This is a genomic window from Pseudomonas sp. LG1E9 (genome assembly GCF_003290225.1).
Taxonomy (GTDB): domain Bacteria; phylum Pseudomonadota; class Gammaproteobacteria; order Pseudomonadales; family Pseudomonadaceae; genus Aquipseudomonas; species Aquipseudomonas cyclaminis.
In genome coordinates this window covers 1,378,217-1,401,539 of record NZ_CP029983.1, presented here as the reverse complement: position 1 = coordinate 1,401,539, position 23,323 = coordinate 1,378,217, and the positions used below count along the sequence as shown (strand labels likewise).

17 protein-coding genes are annotated in these 23,323 nt (G+C 61.4%); 13 read left to right on the top strand and 4 right to left on the bottom strand.

Annotated elements, in window-relative coordinates; all coding sequences use genetic code 11:
* Positions 1-84 precede the first annotated feature (84 nt).
* From DNK50_RS06560 to ureC, 12 genes are all read left to right on the top strand, one after another.
* A complete protein-coding gene (locus DNK50_RS06560; protein ID WP_112193185.1) occupies positions 85-1,467 on the top strand; it encodes a PepSY domain-containing protein in 1,383 nt (460 codons plus the stop codon).
* A gap of 200 nt (positions 1,468-1,667) precedes the next feature.
* Positions 1,668-2,933 (top strand): urea ABC transporter substrate-binding protein, encoded by a 1,266-nt coding sequence (gene urtA, locus DNK50_RS06555; RefSeq protein WP_099583624.1) that lies wholly within the window; start codon positions 1,668-1,670, stop codon positions 2,931-2,933.
* Between the two features lie 140 nt (positions 2,934-3,073).
* Positions 3,074-4,576, top strand: coding sequence for an urea ABC transporter permease subunit UrtB (gene urtB / locus DNK50_RS06550; RefSeq protein WP_112193183.1), 1,503 nt, complete (start codon positions 3,074-3,076; stop codon positions 4,574-4,576).
* Positions 4,576-5,643, top strand: coding sequence for an urea ABC transporter permease subunit UrtC (gene urtC, locus DNK50_RS06545; protein ID WP_112193181.1), 1,068 nt, complete (start codon positions 4,576-4,578; stop codon positions 5,641-5,643). The genes urtB and urtC overlap by 1 nt, the downstream gene beginning before the upstream one ends.
* The gene (urtD, locus tag DNK50_RS06540) at positions 5,640-6,473 is read left to right on the top strand and encodes an urea ABC transporter ATP-binding protein UrtD (RefSeq protein ID WP_112193179.1); all 834 of its coding nucleotides are present in this window, start codon (positions 5,640-5,642) and stop codon (positions 6,471-6,473) included. Before urtC ends, urtD begins: the two co-directional genes overlap by 4 nt.
* A gap of 63 nt (positions 6,474-6,536) precedes the next feature.
* Positions 6,537-7,235: an urea ABC transporter ATP-binding subunit UrtE gene (urtE, locus tag DNK50_RS06535; RefSeq protein ID WP_099583628.1), complete on the top strand. Its 699-nt coding sequence runs from the start codon at positions 6,537-6,539 to the stop codon at positions 7,233-7,235.
* A 31-nt stretch (positions 7,236-7,266) separates the two neighbouring features.
* A complete protein-coding gene (locus tag DNK50_RS06530; protein WP_099583629.1) occupies positions 7,267-8,106 on the top strand; it encodes an urease accessory protein UreD in 840 nt (279 codons plus the stop codon).
* A gap of 145 nt (positions 8,107-8,251) precedes the next feature.
* A complete protein-coding gene (locus DNK50_RS06525; RefSeq protein WP_010213535.1) occupies positions 8,252-8,554 on the top strand; it encodes an urease subunit gamma in 303 nt (100 codons plus the stop codon).
* A gap of 9 nt (positions 8,555-8,563) precedes the next feature.
* Positions 8,564-9,076: a GNAT family N-acetyltransferase gene (locus tag DNK50_RS06520; RefSeq protein WP_099583630.1), complete on the top strand. Its 513-nt coding sequence runs from the start codon at positions 8,564-8,566 to the stop codon at positions 9,074-9,076.
* A gap of 5 nt (positions 9,077-9,081) precedes the next feature.
* Entirely contained in the window at positions 9,082-9,615 is a 534-nt protein-coding gene (locus DNK50_RS06515; protein ID WP_112193177.1) for an N-acetyltransferase, read from the top strand.
* Positions 9,612-9,917, top strand: coding sequence for an urease subunit beta (locus DNK50_RS06510; protein WP_065947146.1), 306 nt, complete (start codon positions 9,612-9,614; stop codon positions 9,915-9,917). The genes DNK50_RS06515 and DNK50_RS06510 overlap by 4 nt, the downstream gene beginning before the upstream one ends.
* Before the next feature lie 134 nt (positions 9,918-10,051).
* On the top strand, positions 10,052-11,752 hold the full coding sequence (gene ureC / locus DNK50_RS06505) for an urease subunit alpha (protein WP_099583633.1): 1,701 nt from the start codon (positions 10,052-10,054) through the stop codon (positions 11,750-11,752).
* Between the two features lie 45 nt (positions 11,753-11,797).
* Here the strand turns inward: ureC and DNK50_RS06500 are convergent, their stop codons facing one another.
* Together DNK50_RS06500 and DNK50_RS06495 are read right to left on the bottom strand one after the other, a co-directional pair.
* A complete protein-coding gene (locus tag DNK50_RS06500; protein WP_099583634.1) occupies positions 11,798-12,736 on the bottom strand; it encodes a DnaJ C-terminal domain-containing protein in 939 nt (312 codons plus the stop codon).
* A gap of 230 nt (positions 12,737-12,966) precedes the next feature.
* Positions 12,967-19,623, bottom strand: a complete 6,657-nt coding sequence (locus DNK50_RS06495) for a dermonecrotic toxin domain-containing protein (protein WP_112193175.1) — start codon at positions 19,621-19,623, stop codon at positions 12,967-12,969.
* 166 nt (positions 19,624-19,789) lie between these two features.
* On the opposite strand from DNK50_RS06495, the gene DNK50_RS06490 reads away from it, so the two are divergent.
* Entirely contained in the window at positions 19,790-21,061 is a 1,272-nt protein-coding gene (locus DNK50_RS06490; protein WP_112193173.1) for an Hsp70 family protein, read from the top strand.
* A 43-nt stretch (positions 21,062-21,104) separates the two neighbouring features.
* Here DNK50_RS06490 and DNK50_RS06485 read toward each other — a convergent pair whose 3' ends face one another.
* Together DNK50_RS06485 and DNK50_RS06480 are read right to left on the bottom strand one after the other, a co-directional pair.
* Positions 21,105-21,440, bottom strand: a complete 336-nt coding sequence (locus DNK50_RS06485; protein ID WP_162633362.1) for a co-chaperone YbbN — start codon at positions 21,438-21,440, stop codon at positions 21,105-21,107.
* Between the two features lie 778 nt (positions 21,441-22,218).
* Positions 22,219-23,232, bottom strand: coding sequence for an AI-2E family transporter (locus tag DNK50_RS06480; protein ID WP_112193169.1), 1,014 nt, complete (start codon positions 23,230-23,232; stop codon positions 22,219-22,221).
* Between the last annotated feature and the right edge of the window lie 91 nt (positions 23,233-23,323).

Sequence of the window (23,323 nt, the reverse complement as noted above, 5' to 3'; positions counted from 1 at the left end):
AATGCATTCCACATGTGGGAGGGGGCTTGCCCCCGATGGCGGCCTGACCAACGACAAAAATTTTAGCTTTGCGGAGCATCCCTGATGACCACTCAAAAAGTTTCCTTCTACAACCTGGCCTGGCGCTGGCATTTCTACGCCGGCCTGTTCGTCGCCCCTTTCATGGTGCTGCTGGCCCTGACCGGCATCATCTACCTGTTCAAACCCCAACTCGACCCGCTGATGTACGGCGACCTGCTCAAAGTGCAAAGCGCCGAGCACGCACTGAGCGCCGACGAGCAGTTGCAACGTGCCCAGGCGGCCTTTCCCCAGGGCAAGATCACCAAGTACCTGCCGCCGGCCGACACCACCAGCAGCGCGCAATTCGTGATGCACGACGGCGGGCGCGAAGTCACCGTCTTCGTCGACCCCTATCGCGGCACCGTACTCGGTGAACAGGATGCAAAAAACAACCTGCAAGCCATCGCCCGTGCCCTGCACAGCGAGCTGATGATCGGCACCGTCGGCGATCGCCTGATCGAACTCGCCGCCGGTTGGGGCGTGGTGCTGGTGGTGTCGGGCCTATACCTGTGGTGGCCGCGCGGCAAGTCGTCGGCCGGGGTGTTATGGCCACGCTTTAACAGCCGCGGCCGGTTGTTCTGGCGCGATCTGCACGCCGTAGCCGGCTTCTGGGGCGCGGCGTTTTTACTGGTGATGCTGCTCAGCGGCATGACCTGGACCGGCTTCTGGGGCAAGCAATACGCCGACCTGTGGAACACCTTCCCGGCGGCGATGTGGAACACAGTGCCGCAATCCGATCAGCAGGCACGCGTGCTCAACACCGCGACGCAACAGACCGTGCCCTGGGCCATGGAAAACACACCGATGCCGATGTCCGGCGACCACGCCGAACACATGAACCACGGCGCCATGCACGCCGCTCCCGCCGCGCCCACGGTGCGCCTGCAACAGGTGGTGGATCTGGCCACTGCACGCAAAGTCGAGCCCGGCTACAGCATCACCTTCCCCACCACCGCCGAAGGCGTGTTCACCGTCGCCGTATTCGCCAACGACCCACGCAACGACGCCACCCTGCACGTGGACCAGTACACCGGCAAGGTCCTCGCCGATGTGCGCTGGGAGCACTACAGCAACGTGGCGCGGGCCACCGAGACCGGGGTGATGCTGCACGAGGGCAAGATGTTCGGCTGGGTCAACCAACTGATCGTGCTGGTGATCTGCCTGATGATTCTGCTCAGCGCCATCAGTGGCGTGGTGATCTGGTGGAAGCGCAAGCCCCAGGGCGGCCTGGGCGTTCCGCCGTTGCGCCATGACCTGCCGAAGTGGAAAACCGGCGTGGTCATCATGCTCGGCCTGGCGCTGGTCTTCCCGCTGGTGGGGGCTTCGCTGGTGCTGGTGTGGCTGCTGGATCGGCTGGTACTGGCGCGGTTCAACCGAGCAACCGGATGGCCACCAACCGCCTCATGAGTCACCGGGCCACGCACCCTTACAGCGCGCGCTGTGCACCCTCCCGGAAAACAAGCGCCTACTTGGTGCGTCCGTGCTCGCAGAAGCCTCCTACAACCCGCGCAGCCGGCCCGTTCGTAATAGCAGGCACAGCCTTTGCAGTGCCCCCTTCAGTTCCCCAACCTACGCCCATAACAATGTTGAGTTCTGGAGATTGCACAATGAAGCGTCGCAGCTTGATCAAGGCTTTCACTTTGTCGGCATCCATTGCCGCGATGGGCATGACCTGGACCCTCCAGGCCGCCGAGACCATCAAGGTCGGCATCCTGCATTCGCTGTCCGGCACCATGGCCATCTCCGAAACGTCGCTCAAAGACATGGCGCTGATGACCATCGACGAGATCAACGCCAAGGGCGGGGTGAACGGCAAGATGCTTGAACCGGTGGTCGTGGACCCCGCTTCCAACTGGCCGTTGTTCGCCGAAAAAGGTCGGCAGCTGCTGACCCAGGACAAGGTCGCCGTGGTGTTTGGCTGCTGGACCTCAGTGTCGCGCAAATCCGTGTTGCCGGTGTTCGAAGAACTCAACGGCCTGCTGTTCTACCCGGTGCAGTACGAAGGCGAAGAGATGTCGCCGAACGTGTTCTACACCGGTGCGGCGCCGAACCAACAGGCGATCCCGGCGGTGGAATACCTGATGAGCGAAGAAGGTGGCAGCGCCAAGCGCTTCTTCCTGCTCGGCACCGACTACGTGTATCCGCGCACCACCAACAAAATCCTGCGTTCGTTCCTGCATTCCAAAGGCGTGGCAGATAAAGACATCGAAGAGGTCTACACCCCGTTCGGCCATGCGGACTACCAGACCATCGTCGCCAACATCAAAAAATTCTCTGCCGGTGGCAAGACAGCGGTGATCTCCACCGTGAACGGCGACTCCAACGTGCCGTTCTACAAAGAACTGGCCAACCAGGGTTTGAAGGCCACAGACGTGCCGGTGGTGGCGTTCTCCGTGGGTGAAGAAGAACTGCGCGGCATCGACACCAAGCCGCTGGTGGGCAACCTGGCCGCCTGGAACTACTTCCAGTCGGTGGAGAACCCGGTCAACCAGAAATTCGTCGCCGACTGGAAAGCCTACGCCAAGAAACACAACCTGCCGGGCGCGGACAAAGCCGTGACCAACGACCCGATGGAAGCCACCTACGTGGGCATCCACATGTGGGCCCAAGCGGCCGAGAAAGCCAAGTCCACCGACGTCGACAAAGTGCGTGAAGCCCTGGCCGGCCAGACCTTCGCCGCGCCGTCGGGCTTTACCTTGACCATGGACAAGACCAACCACCACCTGCACAAGCCGGTGATGATCGGTGAGATCCAGGCCGACGGGCAGTTCTCGGTGGTATGGCAGACCCAGGAGCCGATCCGCGCGCAGCCGTGGAGCCCGTACATTCCTGGCAATGACAAGAAGCCGGACTATGCGGTGAAGAGCAACTAAAGCCCCACCACAGGCCAAATGTGGGAGGGGGCTTGCCCCCGATGGCGGTGTATCAGGCAATGCATTTATCACTGAACCACTGCTATCGGGGGCAAGCCCCCTCCCACAGTTTTGACCGCGCATGACTAGGACATTTGTTTATGCCCACTGCCCTCCATCGCTATTTCCTGGCCTTGCTGCTGTTGCTGCCTTTGGCGGCACATGCCGGCGACGCCGAAGACTTCCTCGCCGCCAACCCGACCCAACAAGCCAAGCTGCTCCAGGACTGGGCCGCAACGCCTGACCCAGCACGCATCGAGCTGGTGGACGGCCTGCAACAAGGCCAGCTCACGCTCAACGGCGAGACCAGGACCGTGCGCCTGAACAACCGCCTGCGCGGCTTGATCGACAACGTGCAAGCCAGCCAACAACTGCTCGCCGCCGACCCCAAGGTGCGTCTGGCCGCAGCGGTTACCCTGCAAAAAAGCGCGCAACCTGCGCAGCTCAAGTTTCTCGACCAGCGCGTTGCCGCCGAAACCGATGAAGGCGTGCACACCGCCCTGAGCCTGGCCCTGGCCAACCTGCAACTGGTCGACCCCGACCCGGTGGTGCGCCTGGCCGCTGTGCGTTTGCTCGGCAGCACCGGCGACCCGCTCGCCCGCACCCGTCTTGAAGCGCTGCTCGCGCCCGGCGTCGAAACCGATGCCGCCGTGCACACCGCCGCCGAAACCAGCCTGGCCCAGGTCAAACGCAAACTGATGGTGGGCGAGATCCTCGGCCAGGCCTTCAGCGGCATGTCCCTCGGTTCGATCCTGCTGCTGGCCGCGCTGGGCCTGGCGATCACCTTCGGCCTGCTCGGCGTGATCAACATGGCCCACGGCGAGATGCTGATGCTCGGCGCCTATTCCACCTATGTGGTGCAGTTGCTGATGCAGCGCTACGTGCCGCAAGCCATCGAGTTCTACCCGCTGATCGCGCTGCCGGTGGCGTTTTTCGTCACCGCCGCCATCGGCATGGCGCTGGAGCGCACGGTGATTCGTCACCTCTACGGCCGGCCATTGGAAACCCTGCTCGCCACCTGGGGCATCAGCCTGATGCTGATCCAGGCCGTGCGCCTGGTGTTCGGCGCGCAGAACGTCGAAGTGGCCAACCCTGAATGGTTGTCCGGCGGTATCCAGGTACTGCCCAACCTGGTGCTGCCGTACAACCGCATCGTGATTATCGCCTTCGCCTTGTTCGTGGTGGTGCTCACCTGGCTGCTGCTGAACAAGACTCGCCTGGGCCTCAACGTGCGCGCCGTCACCCAGAACCGCAACATGGCGGCCTGCTGCGGCGTGCCCACCGGGCGCGTGGACATGCTCGCCTTTGGCCTCGGCTCCGGCATCGCCGGCCTGGGCGGCGTGGCGCTGAGCCAGATCGGCAACGTCGGCCCGGACCTGGGCCAGAGCTACATCATCGATTCGTTCCTGGTGGTGGTGTTGGGCGGCGTCGGCCAGTTGGCCGGCAGCGTCACGGCGGCCTTCGGCCTGGGCATCGCCAACAAGATTCTGGAGCCGCAGATCGGCGCCGTGCTCGGCAAGATCCTGATCCTCGCGCTGATCATTCTGTTTATCCAGAAACGCCCGCAAGGACTCTTCGCACTGAAAGGACGGGTGATCGACTGATGAACCAGCCATTGATGCTTACAGCCGCACAAAAGGCCGGCCCCAAGGCGACGATTGCTACCGGTGTGATCATCCTGATCCTGCTGCTGGCCTTGCCATTGTGCTCTCTGCTCTCGCCGGAAAACCCGCTGCATGTGTCGGCGTACACCCTGACGCTGGTGGGCAAGATCCTCTGCTACGCCATCGTCGCCCTGGCCCTGGATCTGGTGTGGGGTTACGCCGGGATGCTGTCCCTCGGTCACGGTTTGTTCTTCGCCCTAGGCGGTTATGCGATGGGCATGTACCTGATGCGCCAGGCGTCCGGCGACGACCTGCCGGCGTTCATGACCTTTTTGTCGTGGACCGAAATGCCCTGGTACTGGGCCGGCACCGACCACTTCCTCTGGGCCTTGTGCCTGGTGGTGCTGGCGCCGGGTTTGCTGGCGTTGGTGTTCGGTTTCTTTGCCTTCCGTTCGCGGATCAAGGGCGTGTATTTCTCGATCATGACCCAGGCACTGACGTTCGCCGGGATGCTGCTGTTCTTTCGCAACGAGACCGGGTTTGGCGGCAACAACGGCTTTACCAATTTCCGCAGCATCCTCGGTTTCGGCATTACCGAGCCGGGCACGCGGGCGGTGTTGTTCCTGGCCACGGTGCTGCTGTTGGTCGCCAGCCTGTACATCGGCTGGCGCCTGGCGCTGAGCAAGTTCGGCCGGGTGCTGACGGCCCTGCGCGATGCCGAGAACCGCCTGATGTTCTGCGGCTACGACCCACGCGGCTTCAAGCTGTTCGTGTGGGTATTGAGCGCGGTGTTGTGCGGCTTGGCCGGTGCGTTGTACGTGCCGCAAGTGGGCATCATCAACCCGAGTGAAATGTCGCCGACCAACTCCATCGAAGCCGCTGTGTGGGTCGCCTTGGGCGGGCGCGGCACCTTGATCGGCCCGTTGCTCGGCGCGGGCGTGGTCAATGGCATGAAGAGCTGGTTCACCGTGGCTTTCCCGGAATACTGGCTGTTCTTCCTCGGGGCGCTGTTCATCATCGTCACCCTGTATTTGCCCAAGGGCGTTATCGGCCTGCTGAAGAAATGAGGAACGTCATGCTCGAACCTATTTTTGATGCCGGCAGTGGCCGCGATGCCATCGGCATTGGCCAGGCTGCGGGCAAGGGCCTGAACACCCGCCACGGCACCATCCTGACCCTCGAAGACATCAGCGTCAGCTTCGACGGCTTCAAGGCACTCAACGACCTCAATCTCTACATCGGCGTTGGCGAACTGCGCTGCATTATCGGCCCCAACGGCGCAGGCAAGACCACGCTGATGGACGTGATCACCGGCAAGACACGACCCAGTCACGGCAACGCCTGGTTCGGCGAAACCCTGGACCTGACCAGCATGAGCGAAGTGCAGATCGCCCAGGCCGGCATCGGCCGCAAGTTCCAGAAGCCCACGGTGTTCGAAGCCCTCAGCGTGTTCGAAAACCTGGAACTGGCGCAGAAGACTGACAAGTCCGTATGGGCCAGCCTGCGTGCCCGCTTGAGCGGCGAGCAGAAAGACGGGATTGATGAAGTGCTCGACACCATCCGCCTCACCGCCTCGGTGCATCGCCCGGCCGGGTTGCTGTCCCACGGCCAGAAGCAGTTCCTGGAAATCGGCATGCTGCTGATGCAAGACCCGCAACTGTTGCTGCTGGATGAACCGGTGGCGGGCATGACCGACGCCGAAACCGAATTCACCGCCGAACTGTTCAAGCGCCTGGCAGGCAAGCATTCGCTGATGGTGGTGGAACACGACATGGGTTTTGTCGGCTCGATTGCCGACCACGTGACCGTGTTGCACCAGGGCAGTGTGCTGGCCGAAGGGTCGCTGGAACAGGTGCAGGAAAACGAGCGAGTGATCGAGGTTTATCTCGGTCGCTGAATAGGTGTGGAAGGGCTACGAAACAAGAGCCAGGCACCTGCAGGATTTGAGGAGAGTGTGAACATGCTGCAAGTCGACAAACTGCACCAGTATTACGGTGGTAGCCACATCCTGCGCGGGCTTTCGTTTGACGTGAAGATCGGCGAAGTCACCTGCCTGCTCGGGCGTAACGGCGTGGGCAAGACCACCCTGCTCAAGTGCCTGATGGGCTTGCTGCCGGCCAAGGAAGGCGCGGTGAACTGGGAAGGCAAGGCCATCACCGGTTTCAAACCCCATCAGCGCGTGCACGCCGGTATCGCCTACGTGCCTCAGGGCCGCGAAATTTTCGGGCGGCTGACGGTGGAAGAAAACCTGTTGATGGGGCTTTCCCGCTTCCCCGGTTCCGAGGCCAAGCAAGTGCCGGCGTTTATCTACGAACTGTTCCCGGTGTTGCTGCAAATGAAACATCGACGCGGCGGTGACTTGTCCGGCGGCCAGCAGCAGCAGCTTGCGATCGGCAGAGCCCTGGCCAGCCGCCCGCGCCTGTTGATCCTGGATGAGCCCACCGAAGGCATCCAACCCTCGGTGATCAAGGAGATCGGCGCGGTGATCAAAAAGCTCGCCGCCCAGGGCGATATGGCGATTCTGTTGGTGGAGCAGTTCTACGACTTCGCCGCTGAATTGGCCGACCAATACCTGGTGATGTCCCGTGGTGAAATCGTGCAGCAGGGCCGTGGAGAAAATATGGAAAGCGAGGGTGTACGTGGTCTCGTAACCATCTAATCTGTAGCGTCCTAACGATAAGCATAAAGACATGAACCTGCCCGTTACCCCTGCCCTGTTCACCCCCAGCTGGCACGCCGAGCTGGAACTCGGCTACGCGCGTTTCGGCGACACCACGCGCCCGGTGATGCGCCGCCACCTCGGCCCGCTGCGGGTGCAAAAGCACCTGTACGCCGAAGGCCCCGAGGTGTGCCAGCACATCATCGTGCACCCGCCCGGCGGGATTGCCGGTGGGGATCGCCTGGACATCAGCGCCCATGTCGCCGAAGGGGCCTGGGCCCAATTGACCAGCCCCGGCGCGGCCAAGTGGTACCGCGCCAGCGGCCCGGCGTTCCAGCAACTCGAACTGACGGTCGAAGCCGGCGCGACGCTGGAGTGGCTGCCCCAGGAGACCATCGTATTCAGTGCCGCCCAGGCCGAACTCACTACGCGCATCGACCTGCACGGCGATGCGCGGCTGTTCTACTGGGACGTGGTCGCCCTGGGCCGCCCGGCCAGTGGCGAGCGTTTTGACCTTGGGCACTTTCAATCGCACCTGGATATCCGCCGCGACGGCCAGTTGCTCTGGCACGAACGCCAGCGCATTGTCGGCGCCGATGGGTTGCTCGACTCACCTATCGGTCTCGATGGGCAACCGGTGTTTGCCACGTTGTTGGTGACGGGCGAGATCGCCCCCGAATTACTCGAAACCTGCCGCGCCCTGCCACATGCCGTGCGCGGCGACCTGACCCAACTGCCCGGCTTGCTGGTCGCTCGCTGCCTGGCCAGCGAGGCGCTGTTGGCACGGGGTTGGTTGATTGATTTATGGCGGCTGTTGCGCCCGGCGATGCTGGGCCGCGAAGCCGTTTCACCGCGAATCTGGAGCACATGAAGATCAAAATGTGGGAGGGGGCTTGCCCCCGATGGCAGTGGGTCGGTGACAGATGTCTTGCCTGACGCTCCCCTATCGGGGGCAAGCCCCCACCCACAGGGATCTCCAGTGTTTTTTATGAATGTTGTTTGAAGGACCTTGAACCATGGACCTGACCCCACGGGAAAAAGACAAACTGCTGATCTTCACCGCAGGCTTGGTTGCCGAACGCCGCCTGGCGCGCGGGGTGAAGCTCAATTACCCGGAAACCATCGCCTACATCTCGGCGGCGCTGATGGAAGGCGCCCGCGATGGCCGCACCGTGGCCGACCTGATGCACTTCGGCACCACACTGCTCAGCCGTGAACAGGTGATGGAAGGCATCCCGGAGATGATTCCGGATATCCAGGTGGAAGCCACCTTCCCCGACGGCACCAAGCTGGTCACCGTCCACCAACCCATCGCGTGAGGCGCGGCCATGATTCGTGATGCGATTGAAAGCGACCTGCCAGCGATCCGCGCTATCTACAACGACGCGGTGCGCAACACCACGGCGATCTGGAACGAACAACCGGTCGACCTGGCCAACCGCTTGGCGTGGTTTAACGCACGCCAGGCCCAGGCGTACCCGATCCTGGTGTCGGTCGAGCATGATGAAGTCACCGGCTACGCCTCGTTCGGCGACTGGCGACCGTTCGAAGGCTTTCGCTACAGCGTCGAGCACTCGGTGTATGTGCGTAACGACCAGCGCGGCAAAGGCCTTGGCCCGCGCCTGATGGAAGCCTTGATCGAACGTGCGCGCAGCGGCGGCAAGTACGTGATGGTCGCCGCCATCGAAAGCGGCAACCAGGCCTCGATCCGTCTGCATGAACGCCTGGGGTTCGTCACCACCGGGCAGATGCCGCAGGTGGGTATCAAGTTCGGGCGTTGGCTCGACCTGACCTTTATGCAACTGGCCTTGAACCCGGGCGCCGAGCCGCCCAAGGAGTGAGATCGATGAGCGCTGCGCAACTGCGTCGAGTCAATGCAGAAAGTTTTGCCCATTACCGCGAGGGCCTGATTGAGCTGTTGCTGGATGCGGTCAAGCACGGCGCGTCGGTGGGCTTCATGGCCGACTTCGATGAGGCCCAGGCCCGCGAATATCTGCACGGCGTTCAGGCGAGCATCGAAGACGCCAGCCTGTTGCTATGGGTGGTGGTGCGCGACGAACAGGTGCAGGCCAGCGTGCAGTTGGCGCTATGCCAGAAAGCCAACGGCCTGAACCGCGCCGAGGTGCAAAAACTGCTGGTGCACAGCCGCGCGCGGCGCCATGGCCTGGGCCAGCAACTGATGCACACCCTGGAACTTGCCGCACGCCAGCACAAGCGCGGCCTGCTGTACCTGGACACTGAAGCCGGCTCCGGGGCCGAAGCCTTCTACCAGGCGTTGCGCTACACCAAGATCGGTGAACTGCCCGATTACTGCCAAAGCCCGGACGGGCGCTACAGCCCGACCGCCATCTACTTCAAGACCCTGGGGCAACCTGCATGATTCCTGGTGAATATCAGATCCAGCCCGGCGAGATCGAACTCAACGTCGGCCGCCGCACCGTCACCCTGAGCGTGGCCAACAGCGGCGACCGGCCGATCCAGGTGGGCTCGCATTATCATTTTTTCGAGACCAACGACGCGCTGACGTTTGACCGTGCGTTGAGCCGAGGCATGCGCCTGAATATTCCGGCGGGGACTGCGGTGCGCTTTGAGCCGGGGCAAAGCCGTGAGGTGGAGCTGGTGGATTTGAGCGGCGGGCGGCGGGTATTTGGGTTTGCCGGGCGGATCATGGGCGACCTTTAGGGCCTCATCGGGGGCAAGTCGAATCGTCGCACCGCCCCTCCCACCTTTGATTTGTGAACGCATTCAAGTGTGGGAGGGGGCTTGCCCCCGATAGCGGTGTCACATTCAACATAATTTTTCCAGGGCAACCACACATGAAAATCAGCCGCCAAGCCTACGCCGACATGTACGGCCCCACCGTCGGTGACAAGGTGCGCCTGGCCGACACCGAGCTGTTCGTCGAAGTCGAGCAGGACTTCACCGTCTACGGCGAAGAAGTCAAATTCGGCGGTGGCAAGGTGATCCGTGACGGCCAGGGCCAGAGCCAATTGCTCGCCCATGAAGTGGTCGACACGCTGATCACCAACGCACTGATCATCGACCACTGGGGCATCGTCAAGGCCGACGTCGGCTTGAAGAATGGCCGCATCCACGCGATTGGCAAAGCCGGCAACCCGGACATCCAGCCCGGCGTGACCATGGCCATCGGCGCCAGCACCGAAGTGATCGCCGGTGAAGGCATGATCCTTACTGCGGGCGGCATCGACAGCCATGTGCACTTCATTTGCCCGCAACAGATCGAAGAAGCGCTGACCAGCGGCGTCACCACCATGATCGGCGGCGGCACCGGGCCGGCCACCGGCACCAACGCCACCACCTGCACGTCGGGCCCGTGGCACCTGGCGCGCATGCTGCAAGCCAGCGATTCGTTCCCGATGAACATCGGCTTTACCGGCAAGGGCAACGCCAGTTTGCCCGAGCCGCTGATCGAGCAGGTCAAGGCCGGCGCTATCGGTTTGAAGCTGCACGAAGACTGGGGCACCACGCCTGCCAGCATCGACAACTGCCTGAGCGTCGCTGACCAATATGACGTTCAGGTAGCCATCCACAGCGACACACTCAACGAGTCCGGCTTCGTCGAAACCACCCTCGCCGCACTCAAAGGCCGCACCATTCACACCTACCACACCGAGGGTGCCGGAGGTGGTCACGCGCCAGACATCATCAAGGCCTGCGGTTTCCCCAACGTGCTGCCCAGCTCCACCAACCCGACGCGGCCATTCACCCGTAACACCATCGACGAACACCTGGACATGTTGATGGTCTGCCATCACCTGGACCCGAGCATTGCCGAAGACGTGGCCTTCGCCGAAAGCCGCATCCGCCGCGAGACCATCGCCGCCGAAGACATCCTGCACGACCTCGGCGCGTTCTCGATGATCAGCTCCGACAGCCAGGCCATGGGCCGCGTCGGCGAAGTGATCACGCGCACGTGGCAGACCGCCGACAAGATGAAAAAACAGCGCGGCGCCTTGCCCGGCGATGGCCCCGGCAACGACAACTTCCGCGCCAAAAGGTACATCGCCAAGTACACCATCAACCCGGCGATCACCCATGGCATCAGCCATATCGTCGGTTCCATCGAGGTGGGTAAATGGGCTGACCTGGTGCTGTGGCGCCCGGCGTTTTTCGGCATCAAGCCGACGCTGATCCTCAAGGGCGGCGCGATTGCGTCGAGCCTGATGGGCGACGCCAATGCGTCAATCCCGACCCCGCAGCCGGTGCACTACCGCCCGATGTTCGCCAGTTTCGGCAGCTCACTGCACGCCACCAGCCTGACCTTTATCAGCCAGGCAGCATTGGAAGCCGGGTTACCGGAAGCCTTGGGTTTGAAAAAGCAGATTGCGGTGGTCAAGGGGTGTCGCGAGGTGCAGAAAACCGACCTGATCCACAACGATTACCTGCCGGACATCGAAGTGGACCCGCAGACGTATCAGGTCAAGGCCGATGGGGTGTTGCTGTGGTGTGAACCGGCTGACGTACTGCCGATGGCGCAGCGTTACTTCTTGTTCTGACTCGACCTGCTGTGGTGAGGGAATTTGCTCCCTCACCACAGTGATTCAGAAGTTCTCGCGTGGGTTGAAGTTGGCTTGCTTGGCCAGCGCCTGCCACAGCGCGATGGTCTCGTTGTCAGCCTGCTTGGGCATCACGGCCTTGAGCTGCACGTACAGGAAGCCACGTTCGCCGGCCTTGTTCAGCAAGCCATGACCCCTGGCGCGCATGCGCTGGCCGTTCTGGCTGCCGGCCGGCACCTTGAGGTTGATCTTGCCGGTAAGGGTCGGCACGGTCACTTCCGCCCCCAACGCCAACTCCCATGGAGCCAGGGGCAAGGTGATCACCAGGTTTTCGCCTTCCACTTCAAACTTGGGGTGCGGCGCAAACTTGATGATCAAGTACAGGTCACCATTGGCCCCGCCGCCAATCCCCGGCGCGCCCTGGCCTTTGAGGCGGATGCGCTCACCGTCGGCCACGCCGGCAGGGATCTTCACGTTCAGGCTCTTGGTGGTGTTGCTGACGTGCCGGCCCGAAGCGTCATATTGCGGCACCTGGAAGGTGACCTGCTTGGACTCGGTGGACAGCGTCTCTTCCAGGAACACCGACAGTTGCATCTCCACGTCCTGGCCTTTACGCCCTGTGGGTCGGCGCTGGCCGCCACCAAACGCATCGCCGCGCGAGCCGAAGATCGAACTGAAAAAGTCCGAGAAGTCGCCCGCGTCCTGGCCGCCACCAAAGCCGCCACGGCTCTGCCAGCCCGGCGGCCCCTGGAACGGCTGGCCATGCTGGCCGTATTTGCGCAGTTCATCGTATTCGGCGCGTTTGTCGGCACTTTTCAGGGCTTCATAGGCCTCGGACGCATCCTTGAACTTGGATTCGGCATCCTTTTCCTTGCTGACGTCCGGGTGATATTTACGCGCCAGCTTGCGATAAGCCGACTTGATCTCCTTGTCGTCAGCCGTCGGCTCGACACCGAGAATCTTGTAATAGTCTTTGAAATCCATGGGGGCATCACCATCCGTTATCGATATCGCGCAGCCCGCCACACGGCACACCATGGCTGGCAGCCTGGGAATTGATGTCAGGGCGCGTCATAAGTTGAGCGGCGGCACACAGGTTCAATGCAATGGCTGTGTACCGCCTGGATATGCCCACAAGATTGGGGCAAAACGCGGTCTTTCAAGATGCAATACCGCTATTTTCGACGACGGACGGGTTACCGACCTGAGCAGGATCAAGCGAACAGCCTTTTTATCATCCCCTCGGTGTATTGGTAGTCCATTCGCAGTTCGGTGCCCGCGGCGATATCTTCAATGGCAAAAAGGGTGTTGAGGATGAACGGCTTGCGCTTTATCTGCGCCCCTGGCCCCACGCCCAGCCACATGTCGGCCTCAACATCAAACCCCACTGTCTCGACGTTATACCCACCTGGCGCCTGGCGCAGCGGCTTGCCGTTTTCGTCATATTCAAAGTGGGTGTTTATTCGCGACAGAATATTGTCCCCCGACAAATGAATCGGCACCTCCTTCAAAACGTTACCCTCGGCGACCCTCTGGCTGCCCACCTTCATGGTGTAGGTCTGGCCGCCCTGGCCGAAGATCCCCGACGGCAGTACGGTGCCGCCGTATACACCGACGATTTCCCCTTTGGCGATACGCCGGTTGGCCACCACCATGGACTGGCCGATCAACGCCTTTTCACCAGGCACTTTCACATCCTGCGCCGTGAACGTGCGCAGTTGCAGTTGCGCTTCATAGCGTGCACCGACGTGCTCATACCCTTCGAACTGGATGTAGGGTTTGACCTGCGCGGAGGTGTATTGCGTGTCGGATTCCAAGGCCACTTGCCTCTGCAGGGTTCGGATACGGATCGGCCTGCCCTGGTAATCCCTGAGTGGGTACTTGCCGTTGTTGGCGCGGATGTAACTGCCGACCGGATTAGGGTTGGCCGCAAAGTGCACTTCCCGGCGCATGTAACTGAGTTCTGCCGCTGTATAGGGCTTGACCGGCATGGATTCCGACGCGTCGACAAACTCATCGTCAGACCCCGGCTGCACCATTCCGCCCGCCAGGCCTCGACGCCGCCACACACCATTGACGTCAGGCTTGGCGACGATTGCGCTGCTGGTCAACCGCAAGGGGTTATCCGCCGCTTGTACCCATAACACGTAATGCTCGCCATCACCCGCATCGGGCATGCTTGCCACGAAGTAGCGCTTGCCATTGAAGTCGACGGCTTGTGCCTGGGACAGTTGCAAGCCGTTGCCATCGCTGTCCACCAACACTTCAAGGCTCGCTGTCGGCACCAGCGCCTGCACCACTTCATCGCGGCTCAAGCGTTCGATCAATTGTGCTTCCTCAATCTCGAACTGCGCCTGCAATGCCTTGACCTTGGTGTCGTAGGTTGCACGGGGCAGCGTCCCGGCATCGAAGTCGCGCTGCAAGGCTTCCATTTGTTCGTGATGGGGTTCGTTCTGTGCTTCAAACTGCGTACGGTATTTATTCGCCACATAGTCTTTCCAGAAGTCTCTGGCGAGCATGGCTTGCAACTCCTGGGAGGAGTTATCCAGGCTGAGCACCCGTTGGCAGGCCGCATCAAGCATGGCCTGGCTCACATTGCCGAACTGGACAAACCGGGCCTGCTGCGGTTGGCCGGGCAATTCAAGGCGATCCTTGAGCCCATGACGATACGCCATGCGCACCTCCACCTCTTCCACGGCCCTCAAGGCGCTCTCTCGTTGGGCGGGGGTCAAGCCTTCACGCACGTTGATCGCGGCCCTGCGCTGGTCGATATCCTCCAAGGCGATCTTTTCCAGCTCATCGAGACGGAACAGCCCCTTGGACAGCTTCAGCAGGGCCGCACCCTGGGTCGAGTCCAAGGCAAGTGCCTTGGCGTTGTAGGTCGTCAGCAGGATCTCCAGGTTGCTGAAGGTCAAGGCCGCGCGGTCACAGCAGGCCGCCCGCCCCGCCCACTCGAACATCTCCTTGCGCAACTGCTCGGACTCATTGCTGTTTTGCGTGATGCCATCGATCACTTCCCAGATCCGGCGCTGCAAGTCCTCACGCCCGGCAGGCGCTATTTCCAGGTCCCGGAGCACTTCAAAGAAGCCGTCCGAACCCGGCAACGCACGCAGGGTGGACCACTGGAGCCGGCGCTGCGCCAACTGCTCAGTGGAAGAGCCCGTGGACCAGCGCCGAAACGGAGCATCCGCGCCATGCAACACCACCGGGCCATCCACCGCACTCGTCACGCTGGCGACCAATCGATTGGCTGCTCGCTCGGTGGCGGAGAGCCGGTCGCCGTAGGCGCTGATGCGTGACGAGAGTATCGCCGCCGAGTCGGCAGTCAGGCGGATCCGGTTGTTTTGCAGGGACAAGCGGGTCAAGCCATGCATCTGCCCGACCGCCGGCGGTAACTCACGCAACTGGTTATTCGACAAGTCGAGCCAGCGCAACCCGCGAAAACGCGCGAGGAACCCTTCCGGCGAGGTTCGAAGGTTCATATTGCTCAGGTTGAGCGAACCCACATGGCTGAAATCCGCGTCCAGGTCAGGCAGGCTCGGCAGGTTCAGATCACTGAGGTTCAACTCCAGGCCGAAAGGTTCGCCATCATTGGTGAGCTGTTGCGGGGTTTCTTGCCTCCAGCAGCGCAAGATGCGGTCCCAGGCCTCGCGGCGGTCACGCAAAGACCCCGCGTCATTGGCACGCTCGCCGACACGCACATAGCGCTGGCGCTCACCACCGCCTGAGAATGCCCATTCGTTCAACTGCTTGAGCAGCACAGAATGCTCTTGCCAGAGGCGGTTCAGCTGCGCCTCGGCCCCTTCCCCCCAGGACCAGATAAGCGCCCTGGCCTTCTGCACGGAGTACTCGGGGTACATGTACTGCACCTTATCGATACGCGGATTTTTACTATCGAAAGCGCCCTCCAATGCCCCTTGCAACAGGTCGGGTCGAGACCGGGCCAGGTCCTGCCAGTACTTATCGAAGGTTTTCCAGTAATCAGGGGGGAAGCGATTATTCTCGAGCAAGGTGACATTGTTGATCCGTACCACGGTTTCCAATTGATCCGCGGGCGGCACCAGGTTGTCCTGCGGTACCTGTTGCAGACGGTTTTGACGCAGGTCGAGACGCTCCAGCCCGGCCTGTTCTCTCAACCCCGAGGGCCAACGCTCGATGCGCGTCCAATACAGATTCAGCTCTCTCAAATGGGGCATGCCACTGAAGTCTGGCGTTACGCCCAATGGGTTACTCGAAAGGTCGAGCACTTGCAGCGCATTGAGATCGCTTAACAGTCCAGCGCTGTGTTCGGTCAACTGCAAGCCATTGGCGTTCAGCTTCAACGACGTGAGCTGCTTCATGTCGCCAATCACCGCAGGCAGCTCGGTCATTTCGGCCCCGGTGATGCTCAAGCTGTTCAACTCGGTAAAGTTTTCGAGGAACAACGCAGTGGAATCTCCACCCCATGTAACATTCGACAACACCAATTCCCGGACATGGTCGAAGCCTCCTTTTATGGCGGGTATATCCACCCGATAGAAGCTGTCCCTGGGCACGCGAATGTGCAACTGGCTCCCGGTCTCACGGCGCCAGCAGCGTTTGATCTCTTCGCTCACACGCCACTCAACGCTATGAGGGTTCAGGGCCTGCGGCCCTCTTGCTTGCGCCCAGACCTTCAAGGTTTTCTTCAGGGTGCGGTACTCCAACTCACGGCGGCTCAACTCGCCCCGCACGTCTTCACCCAGCGATTCAATGAACGCCGTGACCTGCTCGTCGCTGAAGGTTGGAAACAACCGCCGTACCCGCTCCGCCGGGGAGCGAAGCACATTCCCCGCCGTCCTTAACAACTGGCGCACCCCAGGCGCGCCGCCCAACAGCCTGGCCATCGGGTCGTAGTCAGGCTTGCGCAACGGATTCTCCTCCAGCACCGTGCGCAACGGTTCTCGCGGTAACGGGCTGCGTTGAATCGCCTGCTTGAGCTCAACGGCACTGTTCAAGCCCAGGCGCTGGCGTTCAGCGAGCGCCAATTGTTCCCAGATAGCGCTGTAGAAATCGCCGGGCATGGAGGCTTGGAAGTCGCCGCTTTCCAGCAGCACCAGTGTGCGTTTATGCGCAAAGTCAGGCGAGCCGATGGCATCCAGCACCGTGCCTTCAGCCGAATACTGACGCAGCTCGATGCGCGAACCCCGGTGCCAGCCCGGCAGGGTTTCCAGGGTGCGCAAGGCCAGGCGCTGGCTATCGAGGTGCGCCTGGGTGTCCAGGTGCAACCCTTCGTAGGCACGGGCCACCCGGGTTTCCTGGGCACACCATCGGGCTTGCGTGGCCAGGGGCTCGGGCAAGCGACGGGTGCTGCGAAAGGCCTGCAACTGATCGGTCGTCGCCTGTTGCAGCACACGCTCAGCGACCGGTGTGGGCAAGGCCGGGTAGGCATCCAGCAGACGTTGTACATCGGCATCGGCCGCCGGGTTCAGCGCTTGGTAGCGTTGCTCCAGCAACGGCCCCTTGAGGCTGTCAACGGCATCGCCGAGATAGTGGCGCAGCTTGCCGGCGCGCACCTCCAGCGACTCCTCGGGGCTGCCGGGAAACGCCTTGAGCAGCGGGTCGACACCCTGCAACGTATACAACAACTCCCGTAGCAAACCGCCCCGGGCCATGGCGCTTTCGGTCACCACCATCACGCGCTTGCTGGCTGAAGCCGGGGCATCGGGTGTCTCCCAGAGCACCTCGCCCCGGGGGCCGATGACTTTCAGCGCCACGTTGTCAGGCAACAGGCCGCGGCGTTGAAGCAGGTCAAATTGCAGCTTGGGTTCGGCTTTCGAGTACACCAAGGGATCGCTGCTTCTGATGCGCTCGGCAAAGGTGGTGAGCTGCTGGTGCAGTTCGAAGCGTTTGAGCGTGTCTTCCAGCAACCACGGCAACGGCTCGTGATGGACTGCGGCCTGGCGCAGCACGTCGGTGTCAACACCGCTGATGCGCAACGGGTCCGCCTGATCGCCAAGCCCCAGGCGCTTGAGCAAGGTCGGTTCATCCCAGGTCAGCGGTTCTTCCAGCTCATGGCTCCATACCCCGTTGTGGTTGTGCTCCAGCTCTGGGGTATAAGCGCCGGAGCGGGTCGGGTGCTGGATGCGGTAATCGCCGGTGAGGGGGTCTTGCTTGACCTGATAATGGGCGTCCTCGAATGCCACCAGTTGCTGCCCGTCATGCTCGTACAGGCCCAGCGCGTTGGCCTTGGCCTCGGGCGCCGGTTTGACAGGCGATTCGTAGGGCGCCAGGTCAGGGTTCCACAGCACCTGCTTGCCGGACGGCATCGTCACAGGTTTGAGATGCTCCACCGCGCTTTGCCATTTGACGGCTGGCAACACCTTGGCGCCGGTGGCAATAAACGCCACGTTCAACGCCACCGACGCAAAATGCGCCCACATTTGCCGCGGCTCGCCTTGCCCATAGGCCTCTATCCCTTCAAAGACTTCGTAGCACATCTGCGACGCGCCCACGGCCAGCATGATCGGCCCCAACCCTGGCACCACGAAGGCCGCCAGGTTGAACACGCTGACAGCGGCGTCGAAAAAGCTTTCCAGACGCTCCAGCCGCGCCTTACGGCCCTCGTCCTCGGTAGGTACGGCCACGGCCCGCGCATCACTCAAGATCTTGCTGATATGCGCCTGGCGACTGAGCTGCCAGAGGTCACCACTGAGCAGGAAGCCGTCCATGGGCAAATGAACCAACGGCGTACGCAGCGGATAATCCGTCCCGCCGTTGCCATTATCGGCGGGCTGGTACAACCGGTTGAAACGCGCGAAAAAATCGCCTTGCTCGCGCACTGGCACAAAGCGGCTGAAAAAGCGTCGATAGGATGCGCTGTGCAAGCGCATACGCAGGTCGACCATGAACTCGCCACTCGAGGCGTACTCCTTGACCGGCTGTTGCGGGTCGCCGGGTATGTAAACCACCAGGCGCTCGGTACGGTCCGAACGTTCACGGTCGGGCCCGATCAGCAGCGGCCCCACCAGCACACTGTCCAGTACCTTGAGCGCGGCGTAGGTGACCGGCTTGCCCGTCAGCTTCGGCGTGCCGGAACCGGCCACCACCTGTTTGAGCATCTGGTAGGCATCGGCGCTCAACGCGCCGTTTAACTGCAACCGGGCGATCTCGATGCTCAGCGCCAGTTGCTGGCGTTGATGCTCCTCAAGCAATTGCTCCAGCGCCTCGCGCTCTTGGGCGGCGTCGGGTTCGACCACCACCTTGATGTGCTTCTGGTATTGCGCGCCGAGGTCCAGGGAGCGGCACAGTTTGGCAAATTCATGAGGCTTGATCGCCACCGCGTCGGCGCTGACGGCGGCGAATGTCGCAATGATGTGGGGGTTCTCGGGATTCCAGCGGGTAATGAGTTGGCAATCGGTGCACGGCGAAGGTTGTTCTTCATCGGCCTCGAAATTGGCCAGAGCCGCTTCCAGCAGGGATGTACCACGGTAGGTGTAGGTCAGGCTGGGGTCGTTTTGCTGTTCAAAAACAAAGGCCCCGTAGAAATCATCGCGAGCACCTTTGTAGGCGTATTTGCGCACGAGGAACACATTGCGTACATCCAACTCCAGGTTGAACTGCTTTTTGATTGCGTCCTTGAGCGGCTGCTCGGCGAACGCCAGGATGTCGTCGATCTGGCCAAGATGCTCTTCGATTGAATTGAGGGTTTCGCGAAAACGTGTGTGCTGCTCGGCCAGGGTGGTTTTGTCTTGGTGAGTCGCGGCCAGGTACCAGGACGGAATGTCCATCTCGTGCTGGCCCAGCTCTTCCTGGCGCTGGGTCGTGCCATCCAGGAACCAGCTTGGCACGCGTTGTTTGAGGAAGTCGTAGTGCACGCCGCGCAGGTCGGCGGTAAAGGTTGCATCAGGCATAGCGGTTCATCCGTGAGCGGTAAAACCGCAGCCTAGCCAAACCCCGGCAGGTTCAAGACGTAGCTATGTAGCGCGAATGCCGGTGGATTTACGGATCACCGGTCTACGCATCCGCGCGCCAGTGGCATACACTGCGCGGCCGTTTTTTGCCCGGAACCTGTGAGACATGAAAAACGCATCCCCAGCCCGTGCCTGCGGCATCGACTTCGGCACGTCCAACTCCACCGTCGGCTGGATCCGCCCCGGCGAGGAGACGCTGATCGCGCTGGAGGACGACAAGATCACATTGCCGTCAGTGGTCTTTTTCAACTTCGAGGAGCGCCGCCCGGTGTACGGTCGCCTGGCGCTGCACGAATACCTGGAGAACTACGAAGGCCGCCTGATGCGCTCGCTCAAGAGCCTGCTGGGTTCCAAGCTGATCAAGCACGACACCAGCGTATTGGGCACGGCGATGCCGTTTACCGACCTGCTGGCGCTGTTTATCGGCCAGCTCAAGAGCCGCGCCGAAGCCACCGCCGGCCGCGAGTTCGAAGAAGTGGTGCTGGGCCGCCCGGTGTTTTTTGTCGATGACGACCCGATGGCCGACCAGGAAGCGGAAAACACCCTGGTGGACGTGGCGCGCAAAATCGGTTTCAAGGATATTTCCTTCCAATACGAACCGATCGCCGCCGCGTTCGACTATGAATCCACCATCGAGAAAGAAGAGCTGGTACTGATCGTCGACATCGGCGGTGGTACGTCCGACTTCTCGCTGGTACGCCTTTCCCCGGACCGCCGCCACAACGACAACCGCCAGGACGACATCCTCGCCACCGGCGGCGTGCACATCGGCGGTACCGACTTCGACAAACAGCTCTCGCTGGCCGGCATGATGCCGCTGTTCGGCTACGGCAGCCGCATGAAAAGCGGCGCCTACATGCCTACCAGCCACCACATGAACCTGGCCACCTGGCACACCATCAACTCGGTGTACTCACAAAAATCCCAGCTGGCCCTGAGCAGCATGCGCTACGACATCGAAGACACCGGCGGCATCGACCGCCTGTTCAAGCTGATCGAACAGCGCGCCGGGCACTGGCTGGCCATGGAAGTGGAAGAGACCAAGATCCAACTCACCCATGAAGACAGCCGCCACGTGGCGCTGGATCGGGTTGAACCTGGGTTGAGCGTGGACCTGAGCCGCGCACTGTTCGAGTCGGCCATCGACGGGCTGCTGGAGCGCGTGCGTAACAGCGTGACTCAGTTGCTGACCGATGCTTCGGTGGATGTAGCGCAGGTCGACACGGTGTTCTTCACCGGCGGTTCCAGCGGCATCCCGGCCCTGCGCCACAGCATCTCGGCGATGCTGCCGAATGCGCGGCATGTGGAAGGCAATATCTTTGGCAGCATTGGTAGCGGGTTGGCGATTGAGGCGAGCAAGCGGTACGGCGCGATGTAGTAAAACAATCGCCTCGTGGCAACACGAGGCGATTCAGCGCGGCTTATCCATTGGCCAGCTCATCGACCCAAGCTTTGAAGACATCTGAGTAGTTATAAAACCCGACGACCGTGCGCACCAGTTTGCCGTCCTTGAAAAGCAGCGTGGTGGGTGCGGACTGGACATCATAATCCGGGTTCTTTTCGATGCTTCCGTCCTTTTCGAACGCCTTGTTCAAAACCAGGAGAGCGGCACCGTGATCCTCAGCGGCAGCTTCCAAACTGGCGATCATTTTTTTTGAACTGTTCTTGCTGATATCACTGAATAACACGATCACCGGGATCGAGGCCTCCAGCACACTCCGTTTAAAGCTGTCGGCATCTACGGTCTGCAAAGACATGGCAAAGCTCCTTTCGAAAGATATTCGCATTAGGAGCAGACCATTAAACGCACACTCGGTCTACTGTCAGATCTAACAGGTCTGGACGAGTCGACAGACGCACCACACCATCGCCACACGTGGCGCTGGCGGTTGATGCCAGCAAGCGCTACGGCATCTGATAGGACCTGATTTCACTGATGCTGCAAATCCAATGTGGGAGGGGCGGTGCGACTTGCCCCCGATAGGCATAGGTATCTACACAACTCTCAAAGGCTTATACATAACTCTGTGGTGAGCGGGCTTGTCCCGCGCTGGGCTGCGCAGCAGCCCCAAAACCAGGCAACTTGGTTTTTCTGAAAAAACGCGGTGGGTTTGATGGGGCTGCTTCGCAGCCCAGCGCGGGACAAGCCCGCTCACCACAACAGCCCGTTTGCCATAGATTCAGCATCCACGGAAAGTTGTGTAGATACCTATGCCCCGATAGGGCCGGTTCAGTTGATACCTTCATCCACTGACATTCCGCTATCGGGGCATGGGTATCTACACAACTCTCAAAGGCTTACACATAACACTGTGGTGAGCGGGCTTGCCCCGCGCTGGGTGGCGAAGCCGCCCTAAAACTAGGTGATCGGGTTCTTGCTGATGCTACGCGGTGTTTGTTATTGGGGCTGCTTCGCAGCCCAGCGCGGGACAAGCCCGCTCACCACAACAGCCCATTTGCCATAGATTCAGCATCCACTGGAAGTTGTGTAGATACCTATGGCTATCGGGGGCAAGCCCCCCTCCCACAGTTACATCAGACCATCCCACCGAGCTTCAGCTCACTCTTCAGATACGCATAGTAAATCGGCCCCGCCACCACGCCCGGCAGCCCGAATGCGGCTTCGAACACCAGCATCGCCAGCAGCAATTCCCACGATTTGGCGCTGATTTGCCCACCAACGATCCGCGCGTTGAGGAAGTACTCGACCTTGTGGATCACGATCAGATAGCCCAACGCCGCCACCGCCACCCAGATCGACAGCGACAGCGCGACGATGGTGATCAGGGTGTTGGACATCAGGTTGCCGATCACTGGCAACAGGCCGAGCAGGAAGGTCAGTACGATCAGGGTTTTGGTCAGCGGCAGGTGAATGCCGCACAGCGGCAGCACCACGGCGAGGAACACGGCGGTGAAGGCGGTGTTGAGCGCAGCGATCTTGATCTGGGCGAAGACGATGTTGCGAAAGGCCTGGACCAGCAGGTGCAGGCGGTCGAACAGTGCAGCGGCCAGGGGTTTGCGTTTGGTCAGGTCGGGCACGCGCTGCAGGGCGATGATCGCGCCGAGCACCATGCCGATCAGCAGGGTGACGAACATGTGCGCGGCGTCCTTGCCGACCAGTTGCAGTTCGCTCAGGTGCTTGCTCAGCCACTCGCCGATGGCCACGCGAAATTCGGCGGCGCTGGCCGGCAGGTAGGCGTCGAGGAACGGCGGCAGTTGGCCGCGTGCGCGGTCGACCACGCCCATGAATTTGTCGAGGGAGGCGCCTGGGTTTTCTGCTTCGTGTAGCAGGAAGCTGATGGCGCCGGCGAAGATCAGGGCCAGCACGCTGACGATCAGGGCGCCAAGCAACGCCACCGCCAGCCAGCGGGCGCGGCGGCCTTCGATCAGCCGTTGCAGTTGGGGGGTGAGCATGTTGACCAGTTCATAGACCAACAGGCCGGCCAGCAGGCTGGGCAGCAATTTCAGCGGCAATACGAGGAGCAATCCGCCGAAGATGATGATGTAGCTGGCCAGCAACAACACATGACGCTGAGAAAACGTTGGCATACAGCCTCAAAACGAACGGCTTTAAAGGATGGGCAGTCTGCCAGCCTTGAGGGAATCAAGCGAGTGGATAGGTGGTGAATGCGATCAAGTG

What these genes read in the sequence shown, in the direction of transcription:
- DNK50_RS06560 (WP_112193185.1), top strand. Translation starts at nt 85, where the DNA reads ATGACCACTCAAAAAGTTTCCTTCTACAACCTGGCCTGGCGCTGGCAT.
- urtA (WP_099583624.1), top strand. Translation starts at nt 1,668, where the DNA reads ATGAAGCGTCGCAGCTTGATCAAGGCTTTCACTTTGTCGGCATCCATT.
- urtB (WP_112193183.1), top strand. Translation starts at nt 3,074, where the DNA reads ATGCCCACTGCCCTCCATCGCTATTTCCTGGCCTTGCTGCTGTTGCTG.
- urtC (WP_112193181.1), top strand. Translation starts at nt 4,576, where the DNA reads ATGAACCAGCCATTGATGCTTACAGCCGCACAAAAGGCCGGCCCCAAG.
- urtD (WP_112193179.1), top strand. Translation starts at nt 5,640, where the DNA reads ATGAGGAACGTCATGCTCGAACCTATTTTTGATGCCGGCAGTGGCCGC.
- urtE (WP_099583628.1), top strand. Translation starts at nt 6,537, where the DNA reads ATGCTGCAAGTCGACAAACTGCACCAGTATTACGGTGGTAGCCACATC.
- DNK50_RS06530 (WP_099583629.1), top strand. Translation starts at nt 7,267, where the DNA reads ATGAACCTGCCCGTTACCCCTGCCCTGTTCACCCCCAGCTGGCACGCC.
- DNK50_RS06525 (WP_010213535.1), top strand. Translation starts at nt 8,252, where the DNA reads ATGGACCTGACCCCACGGGAAAAAGACAAACTGCTGATCTTCACCGCA.
- DNK50_RS06520 (WP_099583630.1), top strand. Translation starts at nt 8,564, where the DNA reads ATGATTCGTGATGCGATTGAAAGCGACCTGCCAGCGATCCGCGCTATC.
- DNK50_RS06515 (WP_112193177.1), top strand. Translation starts at nt 9,082, where the DNA reads ATGAGCGCTGCGCAACTGCGTCGAGTCAATGCAGAAAGTTTTGCCCAT.
- DNK50_RS06510 (WP_065947146.1), top strand. Translation starts at nt 9,612, where the DNA reads ATGATTCCTGGTGAATATCAGATCCAGCCCGGCGAGATCGAACTCAAC.
- ureC (WP_099583633.1), top strand. Translation starts at nt 10,052, where the DNA reads ATGAAAATCAGCCGCCAAGCCTACGCCGACATGTACGGCCCCACCGTC.
- DNK50_RS06500 (WP_099583634.1), bottom strand. Translation starts at nt 12,736, where the DNA reads ATGGATTTCAAAGACTATTACAAGATTCTCGGTGTCGAGCCGACGGCT.
- DNK50_RS06495 (WP_112193175.1), bottom strand. Translation starts at nt 19,623, where the DNA reads ATGCCTGATGCAACCTTTACCGCCGACCTGCGCGGCGTGCACTACGAC.
- DNK50_RS06490 (WP_112193173.1), top strand. Translation starts at nt 19,790, where the DNA reads ATGAAAAACGCATCCCCAGCCCGTGCCTGCGGCATCGACTTCGGCACG.
- DNK50_RS06485 (WP_162633362.1), bottom strand. Translation starts at nt 21,440, where the DNA reads ATGTCTTTGCAGACCGTAGATGCCGACAGCTTTAAACGGAGTGTGCTG.
- DNK50_RS06480 (WP_112193169.1), bottom strand. Translation starts at nt 23,232, where the DNA reads ATGCCAACGTTTTCTCAGCGTCATGTGTTGTTGCTGGCCAGCTACATC.